13 protein-coding genes are annotated in these 12,092 nt (G+C 53.1%); 2 read left to right on the top strand and 11 right to left on the bottom strand.

Annotation, left to right across the window (positions count from 1 at the left end; genetic code table 11):
• Nucleotides 1-828 carry a Mut7-C RNAse domain-containing protein gene (locus tag ACZ52Z_RS11815; protein WP_464266987.1) on the bottom strand — a complete coding sequence of 276 codons (828 nt, stop codon included), beginning with the start codon at nucleotides 826-828 and terminating at the stop codon, nucleotides 1-3.
• Nucleotides 825-1,631, bottom strand: coding sequence for an ADP-ribosylglycohydrolase family protein (locus ACZ52Z_RS11810; protein WP_464266986.1), 807 nt, complete (start codon nucleotides 1,629-1,631; stop codon nucleotides 825-827). Before ACZ52Z_RS11810 ends, ACZ52Z_RS11815 begins: the two co-directional genes overlap by 4 nt.
• Nucleotides 1,632-1,918: 287 nt before the next feature.
• Between ACZ52Z_RS11810 and ACZ52Z_RS11805 the strand changes: the two genes are divergently transcribed.
• Nucleotides 1,919-3,250 (top strand): cyclic 2,3-diphosphoglycerate synthase, encoded by a 1,332-nt coding sequence (locus ACZ52Z_RS11805; RefSeq protein ID WP_464270788.1) that lies wholly within the window; start codon nucleotides 1,919-1,921, stop codon nucleotides 3,248-3,250.
• A gap of 69 nt (nucleotides 3,251-3,319) precedes the next feature.
• On the opposite strand, the gene ACZ52Z_RS11800 is transcribed toward ACZ52Z_RS11805, so the two are convergent.
• From ACZ52Z_RS11800 to ACZ52Z_RS11780, 5 genes are all read right to left on the bottom strand, one after another.
• Complete coding sequence (locus tag ACZ52Z_RS11800; protein WP_464266985.1) at nucleotides 3,320-3,844, bottom strand: hypothetical protein; 525 nt, start codon at nucleotides 3,842-3,844, stop codon at nucleotides 3,320-3,322.
• A gap of 85 nt (nucleotides 3,845-3,929) precedes the next feature.
• Nucleotides 3,930-4,499, bottom strand: a complete 570-nt coding sequence (locus ACZ52Z_RS11795) for a CDP-alcohol phosphatidyltransferase family protein (protein WP_464266984.1) — start codon at nucleotides 4,497-4,499, stop codon at nucleotides 3,930-3,932.
• Between the two features lie 85 nt (nucleotides 4,500-4,584).
• A complete protein-coding gene (locus ACZ52Z_RS11790) occupies nucleotides 4,585-5,439 on the bottom strand; it encodes a LuxR C-terminal-related transcriptional regulator (RefSeq protein ID WP_464266983.1) in 855 nt (284 codons plus the stop codon).
• A 183-nt stretch (nucleotides 5,440-5,622) separates the two neighbouring features.
• A complete protein-coding gene (locus ACZ52Z_RS11785) occupies nucleotides 5,623-6,309 on the bottom strand; it encodes a CPBP family glutamic-type intramembrane protease (protein ID WP_464266982.1) in 687 nt (228 codons plus the stop codon).
• The gene (locus ACZ52Z_RS11780; protein WP_464266981.1) at nucleotides 6,306-6,584 is read right to left on the bottom strand and encodes a hypothetical protein; all 279 of its coding nucleotides are present in this window, start codon (nucleotides 6,582-6,584) and stop codon (nucleotides 6,306-6,308) included. Before ACZ52Z_RS11780 ends, ACZ52Z_RS11785 begins: the two co-directional genes overlap by 4 nt.
• Nucleotides 6,585-7,038: 454 nt before the next feature.
• On the opposite strand from ACZ52Z_RS11780, the gene ACZ52Z_RS11775 reads away from it, so the two are divergent.
• Nucleotides 7,039-10,011 carry an HD domain-containing phosphohydrolase gene (locus tag ACZ52Z_RS11775; RefSeq protein ID WP_464266980.1) on the top strand — a complete coding sequence of 991 codons (2,973 nt, stop codon included), beginning with the start codon at nucleotides 7,039-7,041 and terminating at the stop codon, nucleotides 10,009-10,011.
• A gap of 55 nt (nucleotides 10,012-10,066) precedes the next feature.
• Here the strand turns inward: ACZ52Z_RS11775 and ACZ52Z_RS11770 are convergent, their stop codons facing one another.
• From ACZ52Z_RS11770 to ACZ52Z_RS11755, 4 genes are all read right to left on the bottom strand, one after another.
• Nucleotides 10,067-10,375, bottom strand: a complete 309-nt coding sequence (locus ACZ52Z_RS11770; protein WP_464266979.1) for a hypothetical protein — start codon at nucleotides 10,373-10,375, stop codon at nucleotides 10,067-10,069.
• A 40-nt stretch (nucleotides 10,376-10,415) separates the two neighbouring features.
• The gene (locus ACZ52Z_RS11765) at nucleotides 10,416-10,613 is read right to left on the bottom strand and encodes a hypothetical protein (RefSeq protein ID WP_464266978.1); all 198 of its coding nucleotides are present in this window, start codon (nucleotides 10,611-10,613) and stop codon (nucleotides 10,416-10,418) included.
• 717 nt (nucleotides 10,614-11,330) lie between these two features.
• Complete coding sequence (locus ACZ52Z_RS11760; RefSeq protein ID WP_464266979.1) at nucleotides 11,331-11,639, bottom strand: hypothetical protein; 309 nt, start codon at nucleotides 11,637-11,639, stop codon at nucleotides 11,331-11,333.
• A 40-nt stretch (nucleotides 11,640-11,679) separates the two neighbouring features.
• Nucleotides 11,680-11,877 (bottom strand): hypothetical protein, encoded by a 198-nt coding sequence (locus ACZ52Z_RS11755; RefSeq protein ID WP_464266978.1) that lies wholly within the window; start codon nucleotides 11,875-11,877, stop codon nucleotides 11,680-11,682.
• Between the last annotated feature and the right edge of the window lie 215 nt (nucleotides 11,878-12,092).

Raw genomic sequence — 12,092 nt, 5'->3', positions numbered from 1 at the left:
TTAGCCGGTTTTGTCAAAGAAAAGTCGATCCATAGCCGACTGATTTCGGCTCAACTGCAACGCGGCATCAACGCTCTGTTCCATGGCGATTCGATGAGAGCCAGCCCAGTACACCTTGCCGCATTGGAGGCAGCGGGAAAATTCCTGGTAGTATTGTTTGGTCAACGGTTCAAGACGGTGCTCCACCTGCGTCTTGGTAACCGGTGCGAGCAGTGAATTACAGTGCATGCAGCGGCTGAAGGGGGCTATCCTACGTTCCAGACCATAGTAATAGATCAGCTCAGCCAGCTGCTCCATGGGGTCCTGGGAACGGAGCAGGTGTCCATGGGTAATGATTTTGCGTCTGAGCAGCCCCCGATCCCTGCTGAGGACCACACAGTGCTCTTTTGCAGCAAGTTGTGCCAACGCACTGTCGGAGAGATGCGGGTGATAGAGGGTATCCATGCCCAGCATGCGTAGGGAACCGCACAGTTTGCCTACGTTGACATCAACAAGAAAACGAAGGCAGGGGAGCGGTTGCGGGGCTGTTTTGGCCGCCCGGCAGGGATCAGCAGGAAGGGGTGGGGGGAGCACCTGTATATGGTTTTTTGCAGCCGGGCGATAGGAAAATCCAACCTCGCTGTCGTTGACCAACAGCCGGCCTATCTCGGTGTGGGGAACATCCAGGGCCTCAATGGCATCCTTTATCGATGTGTGCTGGCCGAGCGTGCGGGTGATGGATTCCTTTTGCCGGTACGGGCCTGCCAGCAGAGGGCGCAGCAGGGGATGAAAAAGGAGGGTAATAGAGACGCCCTTGCCGGAGTCGGTGAATGCCTTGTCCTGATTCATGGGAGAGGAGGCTGAGGGGTGTACAGCCGAAAGCAGGGAAGGTAGCGCCGATAGAACTGGTGTACAATGGTCAGCAATTCGGGCGGCAGTATGGAGGTAATGCGTGCCTGAATTTCCTCGGGAAGGGTGTCGTAAAATGCTTCTGCCATGGCTCCGGCCATACAGGCAAGGGTGTCGCTGTCACCGCCGAGGGAGACCGCGTTGCGAACGGCATCTTCATATGATTCGGCGTCAAGAAAAGCGATAATTGCCTCGGGCACCGAGCCCTGGCATGAAACGTCAAAGGCATAACTCGGCCTGATATCATCCACTGTCCGGGCAAGGTCGTAGCCGAAGGTATCGCTGATCCGTTTTCTGATGGCCGCTTTTTTCACACCTTCTCTGGCAAGGAAGACAGTGAGGGCAACAGCCTGGGCGCCCTTGATTCCTTCCTGATGATTATGCGAGATAGCCGCACTTTTTTCAGCCTCGGCCAGCACCTCCTCTGCCGTGGAGAAGGCATGCCCCACCGGACTGACTCGCATGGCCGAGCCGTTGCCCCAGCTGTTATAGGGAAGGGGCGTCTTTGCGCAAAGCCATTGCCTGAAGGTGCCGCCGTAGCCCGCATGGGGATACCTGTTACCCATGGAGTACACGGCCTGCAGATAAGAGCGATGGTGGAGGATTGCGTCGGCAACGGCCACTGTGAGCACGGTATCATCGGTGAAGGTGCAATGGGGATGAAAAAGCGGAAAATCCTTGCTTTTGATGGGGCTACGTTCATAGACCGAGCCGATTATATCGCCACCGATGGCTCCCAGCATGGTGTTGTTCTCTGCTCCTCAGGTATTGGATTTGTGCATACCTTTTTCTGCTAATAAAGGATTGTTTGCCTGGGTTATGCAAGGATTTTTTTTGTGTTTCCCGATTAGAGCATTGACAGCGGCATGCCCCCTGACCGTTCTTGAACGGTTATGGAATCAGAGTATAATAAGAGAGTATGGCCATCAGTATTCAACCGGGAGCAATGACGCCCTGAAGGTGTCTATGCAGACCGTTGCTGCAGCTATCTCTCTGCAGGCAGTGGAGAGAGAGCCAGGAGGAAAGGATGATGCGTGAGCGCGTGATTATCATGGGGGCAGCTGGCAGGGATTTCCACAATTTCAATGTCTATTTCAGGGAGAACCCCCGCTATCAGGTGGTGGCCATAACCGCTACACAGATTCCAGATATTGCCGGACGCACGTATCCCTCGGCACTGGCCGGAGACGCCTATCCTGATGGTATTCCCATCGTGCATGAAACAGAGCTTCGGCAGCTGATCCGTCGTCATGGGGTTGGCCTGGTTGTCTTTTCCTATAGTGATGTCCGCCATACCGACCTTATGCACATCGCCTCAGTTGTAGAGGCAGAGGGGGCCACCTTTACCCTGCTTGGTGGAAAGGCGACCATGCTGCGTGCACGCAAACCGGTTATTGCCGTGTGCGCGGTCCGCACCGGTTGCGGAAAGTCCCAGACCACGCGTCACATTTGCCGGCTGCTGCAGGAGTGGGGGCTTAAACCGGTGGTAGTCCGTCACCCCATGCCATATGGCGAGCTGAATCGTCAGGCAGTACAACGATTTGCCAGTTACAAGGATTTTTCTGTCCATCGCTGCACCATAGAAGAGCGGGAAGAGTACGAACCACTGGTAAAATCCGGGATGGTTGTCTATGCCGGAGTGGATTATCGGCAGATCCTCAGGGCCGCGGAAAACGATGCCGACGTGGTGGTGTGGGATGGCGGCAACAACGATACCCCCTTTTTTCTGCCAGATGTTCATATCACCCTTTTCGATCCACACCGCGCCGGGCATGAACTCCTCTACTATCCGGGGGAAACCAACATGCTCATGGCCGATATTGCGGTAATCAATAAGGTCGATAGCGCTGATCCGCAGCAGGTGCGAACGGTGGAGCGAAATGTCCGGCAGGCCAATCCCCAGGCAACGATTGTGCAGGCTGAATCAACCCTCCTGGTTGATGATCCGGAAAAGATTCGGGGACAGCGAGTGCTGGTGGTAGAGGACGGCCCCACCCTTACTCATGGAGAAATGGGTTTTGGGGCAGGAGCGTTGGCTGCAGAGCGATATGGAGCTGCCGAGATGGTCTGCCCGAGGGCCTATGCGGTTGGCAGTATTCAACAGGTGTATACCCGGTACCCCCATCTGGGACAGGTGCTCCCGGCCATGGGATACGGCCGGCGGCAGATGGAGGAGTTGGAGGCGACCATCAACAGGACTCCCTGTGACCTGGTTCTCTGCGCAACTCCCATAGATCTGCCGCGGTTGCTGAACATCTCGCAACCCACGCTTCAGGTCCGTTATGCGTATCAGGACCACGGTGCTCCAACCCTGGCGGACACTCTGGCCAAGCGGCTGCAGACTGTGGTTGTCGACCGATGAACTCACCGAATCGGGCAACCGCTCGTTTCCCGCATCTGTCAGGGGGAGGAGTTTGGTAAACCTTTATTGCTATTGCTGGTCATTCACCAGTCGGGCGCAGGAGTTCCAGCGAATAACTGCTTCCTGCCGGTCTTTGTCGGCCTCTATGGCCCGTTCATAGGCTTCCATGGCCTTTTCCATCCAGGTCTCGGTCATCGCCCGTGCACTGGGTCCGTCAAGTTTCAGGTGCGCCTTTGCCCGCCGTTCGTAGATGACTCCAGCATAGTAGGCCTGCATGAATGGGTCGTCAAATTTAAGAAGAATCTGCTCGGCCTTGGTGAAGGCGGGTTCGATACCAGAGGCAAAACTATCGGTGAGGGCCAGCAGAAGGGTTATCAAAGCCTCCTGATGAGTGGGTTCCACCTCAAGAATGTCCAGGCAGATACTTTCAGCAGCCTGGGGATCATTGAGTAGTCTGTAGCGATGGGCCAGTTTCAATGCGGTGGGTACGCCATCAGGTGTAATAGTTTTCAACTCCAGCATCATGGTTCTCCTCTCGTTGAAAGTGATAGAAAAGAATGCATACTGCACACAGAGCAGTAAAAAGATAATCATAGATGGACTGAATTCAATGCAGAAGTGATTGAAATTCGATGGGTATTTGGTTGCTGTACCTTTCCCCTCCCAGGGGGCGCTGAGGTTATCCCTGGTCCGTACCGTCTGAGTGAGAGGCTTTTTCGGCAGCCCGCCTGCGCACTGCATCGATAAAAAGGTGGCCGTAATCACAGGCTGCAACGAAACTCAGGCCGGCAGCTGTCCACAGGATGAACCCGTTCGCTCGGTTGGTAAAGGCAACCGCGAGCAGCAGGCCAAACTGCGCACCGGTGGCCAATTTACCTGATCGCCTGACCTCCATCTGTTTAAACGAGGACCATGAGCGAATACAGACGGCGTAGATGGCGGTAAAGGCTACAAACAGATCGCGCAGCAGGAGAAAGGGGACCCAGGCAAAAACAAACTTGCCATGTGCGGCCATAGTCAGCAATGCAGTGCATACAAACAGTTTATCGGCTACCGCGTCGATGATGCCGCCGAGCCAGCTCTGTGCCTGCCAGCGTCGGGCCAGCCACCCGTCCAGCACATCACTGATTCCGCTGACCAGAATCAGCAGCAGCCAGTACGCCTCCGGGCAAAAAGGGAACAGAGGTGCCAGGGCAAGGCGAAGCATGGACAGCACGTTGGGCACGGAGCGATAAAAGCGGGGTTTCATGAGGCGTCCCCGTTCGCTCGGCCCACAGTACGCAAAGAGTTAAGAAGTGATATCCGGAGCTTGTCAGGAGAAAAGGCCGGTGCTTTCATTGCAGACTCAGCAGGTAGGTGCGCAGGTTGGTGCCGGTTTTGGTCAGACCCAGCTTTTGACGTAATTTTTTACGATGAAAACTGACAGTGGCAACCGAAACGTTGAGCACATCGGCAATTTCCTGGCTGGATTTTCCCTGACGCACCATGGTTGCGACCTCCACCTCCTGCGGGGTAAGCAGCAGGTTCATGGTTGATAGGCGTTGCAGAAAAGGGCTGATTACATCCTGAAGATGGTGAGTGGCGATGTTCACCAACGTCTTTTCACGAGCGGCAAGTGGGCTTTGTTCAAGCCTGTCAAGATAGGGCAGGACGAGCTCGTTGATATTGGCGACAAATCGATGCTCCAGTTCGGTCTTGTCTCGTTCGCGATGCTCCAGGAGGACCTTGAGGGCGATGTTGGATTCCTCCAGCTTGGCGGTTTTGGTTTGTAATTCCTCATCCTGAATGCGCAGCTTTTCCTGGGCCAGGATAATCGGGGTAATGTTTTCATGGGTAACAATCACCCGATTTTCGGTGGTGGATCGATAGGGCACCACCCGCAGGTTGTACCAGCGTTTTTCCGTCGGTGAATGGCAGGGATACTGGGTGAGAAATTCCTGCAGCTCACCATTGATCACTAGGCGGATAGCGCTGGCGATGTAATCGCTCTCCTGGTCTTCTTCGGACGCTGATTCACAGATGTTGAGATAATTGAGCCCCACCGAACTTAAGGGGGCCTTGAGACCGTTCGCTTTCCCGAATTCCCGCCAGGCATGGTTGGTCTCTATGATGACTCCATGCTCGTCAAGCACAGCCACATGGGTTGAAAGCGAGTCAACAATCACCTGGTATATGTTGTCAGTATCCATTGCCTGTTCTCTGAAGCTGGTCAATAAGTACTTTTTTTATCTTTTTTCAGGCAATTGTGCAAGCAACACATGCTTTCGGCGCTGAAACATGAGCGAAGCGAAGATGTCGGCTGCAGGGATGACAGGGGCGTGTTTGCCGCGAGAGATGGTGAGACGGGGAAGCAGAAGGAATGACGGCAGGCCTTACCATAACTGCCAACTGCCGGTCAGAACCACGTAACCAGCAAGAGAGAGATTGGTGACGCCATGGGCAATGATGCAGGCAGCCAGCGAGCGGTGGCGAATAAGGACGAATGCCATCAACAGGCCATATGCGATGGCAGCAGGCCACTCCGCGTAGGCGTGACCAATCATGAATACCAGGGTAGATATCCCTACTGCCCTCCATGACCACTCTTCCGGGCGTACCTCGTTGATCGTGCGGTCATGGAGGGCGGTGGAGAGTGGATCCTCCCTCTGTTGCCGCCGGCATTGATCCCATTGCAGCGCAAGACGAAAAGCGTAACCGCGAATCATCAATTCCTCAAATACTGGGACCAGGAAGCCGGCGGAAAGAACACGCAGGGCAAAGCCGCTGGGGGACCAGGGGCTCGCTGAGCCTGGATCGGTGAACGGCAGAAGGAGGCCGATCCAGAGAACGCAGCCGGCTATGCCGTAAAGAATCCCGGGAAGGAGAGCAGCTGAGAAAGATGACGACCCCGTAAGGGGGAGGTACCACCGCCATCCCCAGGCAAGGAGTCCGCCTGCAGCAAGGATGCGAAGGATGTAATTCAACTCCTCGCTGACTACCCCATCCAGGAGAGAAGCGATGACCACGTAGGCAAAGTAAGGCGCCGCATAGGGCAAGAGCAGGCGACGGTTTTCAATCATTTTTCGTTGCTGTCTTCCGGGGGAGGTAGCGGCTTTTCCGGCTTGCTGTCGGCCTTCTCCTGGGCAGCCCGCTGTTCACGTTTGCGGGTGCGAAGAAAATCAATCAATGCCCAGGGGAGGAGGAGTGCACTGGCCACTCGATTGAACAGGAGATGCTCCTGCATGGCGGGATCGGTGGTGATCCACCCGTCATAGAGGCACCAGATGCCAAAAAAGGCAAGTATGGCGGGAAAAATATAGGGACTGATCTCCGGAGGTTTAGCTTTTCGTGCCATAGATTCGTTGATTTTGAGGGAATGGGGAGAGGTTATCGATTTTCAAGCAAAAAATGATCCTGTTGTTGAATGGGTGTTCGACTGTGAGCCCTGGCCGCAGATACGGCCCACTTTCTGTCAGAAGTATATGCTGCGGAACTGATTATTTTTGAACAACTTTTCATTAAATCGGAAAATTTTTCCGTATCTTCATCTTTTATGGAGGAAAAGCACCCCTGTAAGTGGTCGTAACCAACGGATGTATGCTACTGTAAAGTTGGGTTGAGTGCAACCAGGTCAGGCAGGAACAGTGTTCATTCGTTTTTTTGCTGTAGCATGAGGAATGGTGCAGATTGCAAAACAACCTGCGATTCCTGTTTGACCAATTTCCCAGGAGCTCACGCCTCTTGCGTGCCTGACCGTAGTTTGTCGCGGACGCTTGGAGCTGACTAGCATGAGGAGAGAGATTACTGCTATGCCAATACCTTCTTCTTCCAACTCGTCGTCATCCGATCAAGGAAACAGGTTTTCCGTACCGCTGCACATAGGGATGACAGCGGTGTTTATTGGTCTGATCGTTGCCTTTGGTGCTATTCTCGGATGGTACAACTACAATGAAACATCAAAGCTCCTGCTCGAGGCCTCAGAGGAGGCTTTTGACCAGGTACAGCAGGAATTGAGTCTGGATTACCGGGGGACCTACAGGCCGGTTGCAACTGCTGTAATCATCCTCAGTGCAACCGACCTGGTAGATGCTCAAACCCTTGAAGAACGGTTACAGTTTTTGCCGTTGATGCAGGCGGCCTTGAGTGAAGCTCCACACTTGTCAGGACTTGAAGTGGGCTATCCGAACGGAGATTATTTTATCGTCCGTCCCCTGGCCTGGGAGTATATGCGCCTTCGATTCCACCCGCCTCCAGATGCCGCCTTTGTCGTTGATCATATCACTACCGCGAACGATGGGGACCGTCGGCTGCTGCGCATATGGTACGACCGCACACTGCGCGAGCTGGACAGAGTAGAGCCAGAGCCGACAGCCTATGACCCTCGAGTGCGTCCCTGGTATACCATTGCCCTTGACAAAAAGGAGATACAGGGGACGGACCCTTACCTCTTTCATTTTATTGACCAGATCGGCTTTACCATTTCCTATCAGGCCCGACCTGCGGGTGCGGTCGTTGCCGGCGATGTCACCTTGATTCAGCTTTCCGAGACCCTTTCCCGACATCAGATGACCGAACGATCGGAAATTCTGGTGCTCTCTGCAGAGGGTCAGGTGGTGGCATATCGCGATCCGGAAATGTTGAGAAAACAGCAGGGTCTTGACCGCTCTACCCTGCCTGCCATCAAAGATTTGAAGAGCGAGGTCCTTGGTTTTGCATGGGAGACCATCAGCTTTGACAGAGAAGTGGTGGATTTTCATTTTCAGGGCGAGCGCTGGCTGGGTGGGGTGCGGGAACTGGAAAATCTGCTGCGGGGAAAAGGGTATTACCTGGCCATGTTGTCTCCTGAGCAGGAGCTCATGGCCCAGGCTATTCGCATACAGGTGAAGGGGGCGCTGATCATCCTTGGCCTGGTCGCTCTGACTATTCCCGTATCGGTCCTGATGGCACGATTGCTTGCTACTCCCCTGAGAAAATTGGCCGTGCGAGCCAAGCGCCTGTCCCACTTTGACTTTAGCCTGGAGAATGAAGGATCCTCAGGGATCAAGGAGGTGAATGAGTTGTCCCTGGCAATGGGCATGATGCAAACAACCATCGCCCAGTTTACCCTGCTGATCAACTCCCTGGCCAGCGAACAGGATTTTGATGCCCTGCTGGAGACGATTACCGGGGAGACCATGCGCATTTGCATGGCGGATGCTGTGGTGGCATATCTGGTCGATGAGTCGGGTCAGAGCATGCAGCCGGTCATTAGCTGTGATCAGGAGGCCCTAGGTTGCGATATCCACTCTTTGGTGCAGGTTCAACTGACCGGCACCTCCCCGCTGGCCAAAGTTCTTGAGAGTGGGAAGCTGGCTATACTGCAGGTGAGTGCTGGAGACGATCAGCTGCTGGGGCCGGTGCTCAGCCGACTTGGTCACCAACAGATGGACGCATGCATACTGCCGTTGCGAAACCGTCAGGGTGAAGGGGTCGGGATACTGTGCCTGCTGTACCGTCGGGGAGCTTCAGAAACAGCAACGATTGACCGGGATCGGGTGGCATTTGCCGAGGCAATTTCCGGATTTGCAGCCGTGACCCTGGAAAGCCGGAAGATGTTGAAAATGCAGAAAGAACTGCTCGATGCTTTTGTTGTCTTGCTTGCCGGTGCCATTGATGCCAAATCGCCATATACTGGCGGTCATTGTCAGCGGGTACCTGTGTTGACCAAGCTCCTGGCCCGAAAGGCCTGCGAATGTACCGTAGGTACGTTTGCCGATTTTCAACTTGATTATGACCAGTGGGAAGCGCTCCATATCGCTGCATGGCTCCATGACTGCGGCAAGGTGACGACACCGGAGTACGTGGTGGATAAGGCGACAAAGCTGGAAACCATCTATGATCGTCTTCACGAAATACGAATGCGTTTTGAAGTGCTGAAACGGGATGCACATATTCGCTTCTGGCAACAAGTGGTTGACGGTGCCGATCGGGAAGCCTGTGCGCAGGAACTTCACGCCCAGTGGGAAAAGCTCGATGAGGAATTCGCCTTTGTTGCCAGCTGTAATCAGGGCGGTGAATTTTTTATACAAGAGGACCTTCTCCGGCTGCAGCAGATAGCCAAGAGAACGTGGCAGCGGACCTTAGATGATCGCATCGGTTTAGGTTGGGAGGAATTGCAGCGCAAACAGCGTTCATCAGCGCAAACGTTGCCGGTGACCGAACACCTGCTTGCCGACAAAGAAGAACACCTGGTGGAGCGGCCGTTGAACCAGCAAATTGCTTCAGCCGACGATTATGGTTTCTTTCTCGATACGCCCAAGTATCTCTATAATCGGGGTGAGTGCTACAACCTCTCCGTACAACGGGGCACATTGACCAGGGAAGAACGCTACCAGATTAATGATCATATCGTGCAAACCATTATTATGCTGAAAAAGCTTCCTTATCCCAAACATTTACAAGAGGTTCCCGATATAGCTGGCAGTCACCACGAGAAAATGGACGGCACCGGATACCCTCGTCGCCTTGCCGCGGACCAGTTGTCGATTCCAGCGAGAATGATGGCTATTGCTGATATCTTTGAGGCGCTGACAGCCTCGGACAGACCCTATAAGCGTCCAAAAAAACTCAGCGAGGTGATGGAAATAATGGGCCGCATGGCGCAGGAACACCATATTGACCGCGACCTTTTTCGACTGTTTCTTGTCAGCGGAGCCTTTCGTGAATACGCGGAAAAATACCTATTGCCGGAACAGATCGACCATGTGGATGCAGCGCAATATCTTGCTGGAAAAGAACAATAAAAAAAGGCCCTTCCCGGTGAGGGAAGGGCCCCTAGTGCTCGAAGAGTGCAGTGTGTTACCTGGGGACAGAAATCGGTTTTCTTTCCTTGTTGATGTACTTGACAAATACCGGAAAGGCGACAAAGAAGGCAACACAGATCAGGTATTCCACTCCCTTGATATGGGTGTAGTAGTCAACCAGGGTGTGCATAGGTTTCATCATGCCGGTTGCCAGCATATATTGCCTCACCAGTTCTCCTACCTGCCAGTTCACCTGATTGAGTGCGCCGATGAATGCTGCTGTAACCCAGAGCATGACCAGTGCGCTGAAGGTGAAGATGATACCGGTGGTTACTTTTCTTGAAGTGTTGCTGGGTGCTGCCATTGGTGTTTCCTCCTGTTTTCAGTGAGTATCCGTAGTAATATTAGAATCCGAAAATTGCAGTTGCGTAGCCTTTGATCAGGTTAACGGCGCCACTGCTTGCGAGTCCGCCGATAAGGCAGGCAAGGGCCCACACGCCAACCATGCTTGCTATGGTAACAACGGCGATCAGGGAAAATTTGGAAGTTTCCTGGGCAACGTTTATCTTGGCCTCTTCCTTTTTCAGTACTTGCGTTGTCATGGCTTTCTCCTTTTGCTGTGGTGCGAACGGTTGTACTTCGCTTTTTACCCTATAGACTGCATCAGGAGTGCCAACCTGAAAAAACAGCAACGACTAGTAGTAATTTTTTTGTAACTATATGAAATTTATGGATTAAATAATATGTTGTTAAAAGTTTACTCTTTGTTTAAGTGTGCAACACTTTTGCTGCGTGCAACAGTTGGTAGCGCAGGAGTGTTGTAAACTGTTGCACTGTGGCACAGTAGTGTTGCAGTTTATGCAGGTGGCTGAGCTGGAATTGAAGGTAACCTGTTGATACAATATATTTTTTCCGGGTGTTCGCGGTGTTGATGTGACCGTTTTGGGAATGCTATCACATCATTTGTGTGCATCTCGGTGCGGAGGATTTGGGCTGATGACGAATGGGGTTGCAGAACGTGGTATTTCCGCAGGCCAACGGAATCACATGCGAGAAGGTGTTGCGCTGCCTTTGGATCGGTCCCTGGCAGCTCGGGGGAATGAAGCCTATGTTTTGTCGGCCTTCGTTTAGGGAAATTTTTCCCTGCAGCCATCCCGCTTCAACGCGGTTTGCCAAAATAAGAAAACCCGTTGAGAATGGTCTGCAGGCCAAGCAGATTGAGCGTGTTACCGGAGAGCCAGATTAGCGCAGGGGGAGAGTAAAAAAAAGGGCCCTTCCCGGTGAGGGAAGGGCCCCTAGTGCTCGAAGAGTGCAGTGTGTTACCTGGGGACAGAAATCGGTTTTCTTTCCTTGTTGATGTACTTGACAAATACCGGAAAGGCGACAAAGAAGGCAACACAGATCAGGTATTCCACTCCCTTGATATGGGTGTAGTAGTCAACCAGGGTGTGCATAGGTTTCATCATGCCGGTTGCCAGCATATATTGCCTCACCAGTTCTCCTACCTGCCAGTTCACCTGATTGAGTGCGCCGATGAATGCTGCTGTAACCCAGAGCATGACCAGTGCGCTGAAGGTGAAGATGATACCGGTGGTTACTTTTCTTGAAGTGTTGCTGGGTGCTGCCATTGGTGTTTCCTCCTGTTTTCAGTGAGTATCCGTAGTAATATTAGAATCCGAAAATTGCAGTTGCGTAGCCTTTGATCAGGTTAACGGCGCCACTGCTTGCGAGTCCGCCGATAAGGCAGGCAAGGGCCCACACGCCAACCATGCTTGCTATGGTAACAACGGCGATCAGGGAAAATTTGGAAGTTTCCTGGGCAACGTTTATCTTGGCCTCTTCCTTTTTCAGTACTTGCGTTGTCATGGCTTTCTCCTTTTGCTGTGGTGCGAACGGTTGTACTTCGCTTTTTACCCTATAGACTGCATCAGGAGTGCCAACCTGAAAAAACAGCAGAGGGGAAAATGCATTTTCAACTTAACTGCATGAATTTGCATGGATAAGTAGGCAAGTGAAATTGATGTGTTGCCAGGGAGAACCAATGGAGCATTTATGAGGGGTGCAACAGTTCGCAGCACAGG

The organism is Desulfogranum aggregans, assembly GCF_055398265.1.
The sequence above is the reverse complement of the archived record's forward strand: the minus strand, read 5'-3'. Positions and strand labels throughout refer to the sequence as shown.

Bases quoted from the DNA above. Each gene is read 5' to 3' on its own strand.
- ACZ52Z_RS11815 (WP_464266987.1), bottom strand. From the start codon at position 828: ATGAATCAGGACAAGGCATTCACCGACTCCGGCAAGGGCGTCTCTATT.
- ACZ52Z_RS11810 (WP_464266986.1), bottom strand. From the start codon at position 1,631: ATGCTGGGAGCCATCGGTGGCGATATAATCGGCTCGGTCTATGAACGT.
- ACZ52Z_RS11805 (WP_464270788.1), top strand. From the start codon at position 1,919: ATGCGTGAGCGCGTGATTATCATGGGGGCAGCTGGCAGGGATTTCCAC.
- ACZ52Z_RS11800 (WP_464266985.1), bottom strand. From the start codon at position 3,844: ATGATTATCTTTTTACTGCTCTGTGTGCAGTATGCATTCTTTTCTATC.
- ACZ52Z_RS11795 (WP_464266984.1), bottom strand. From the start codon at position 4,499: ATGAAACCCCGCTTTTATCGCTCCGTGCCCAACGTGCTGTCCATGCTT.
- ACZ52Z_RS11790 (WP_464266983.1), bottom strand. From the start codon at position 5,439: ATGGATACTGACAACATATACCAGGTGATTGTTGACTCGCTTTCAACC.
- ACZ52Z_RS11785 (WP_464266982.1), bottom strand. From the start codon at position 6,309: ATGATTGAAAACCGTCGCCTGCTCTTGCCCTATGCGGCGCCTTACTTT.
- ACZ52Z_RS11780 (WP_464266981.1), bottom strand. From the start codon at position 6,584: ATGGCACGAAAAGCTAAACCTCCGGAGATCAGTCCCTATATTTTTCCC.
- ACZ52Z_RS11775 (WP_464266980.1), top strand. From the start codon at position 7,039: ATGCCAATACCTTCTTCTTCCAACTCGTCGTCATCCGATCAAGGAAAC.
- ACZ52Z_RS11770 (WP_464266979.1), bottom strand. From the start codon at position 10,375: ATGGCAGCACCCAGCAACACTTCAAGAAAAGTAACCACCGGTATCATC.
- ACZ52Z_RS11765 (WP_464266978.1), bottom strand. From the start codon at position 10,613: ATGACAACGCAAGTACTGAAAAAGGAAGAGGCCAAGATAAACGTTGCC.
- ACZ52Z_RS11760 (WP_464266979.1), bottom strand. From the start codon at position 11,639: ATGGCAGCACCCAGCAACACTTCAAGAAAAGTAACCACCGGTATCATC.
- ACZ52Z_RS11755 (WP_464266978.1), bottom strand. From the start codon at position 11,877: ATGACAACGCAAGTACTGAAAAAGGAAGAGGCCAAGATAAACGTTGCC.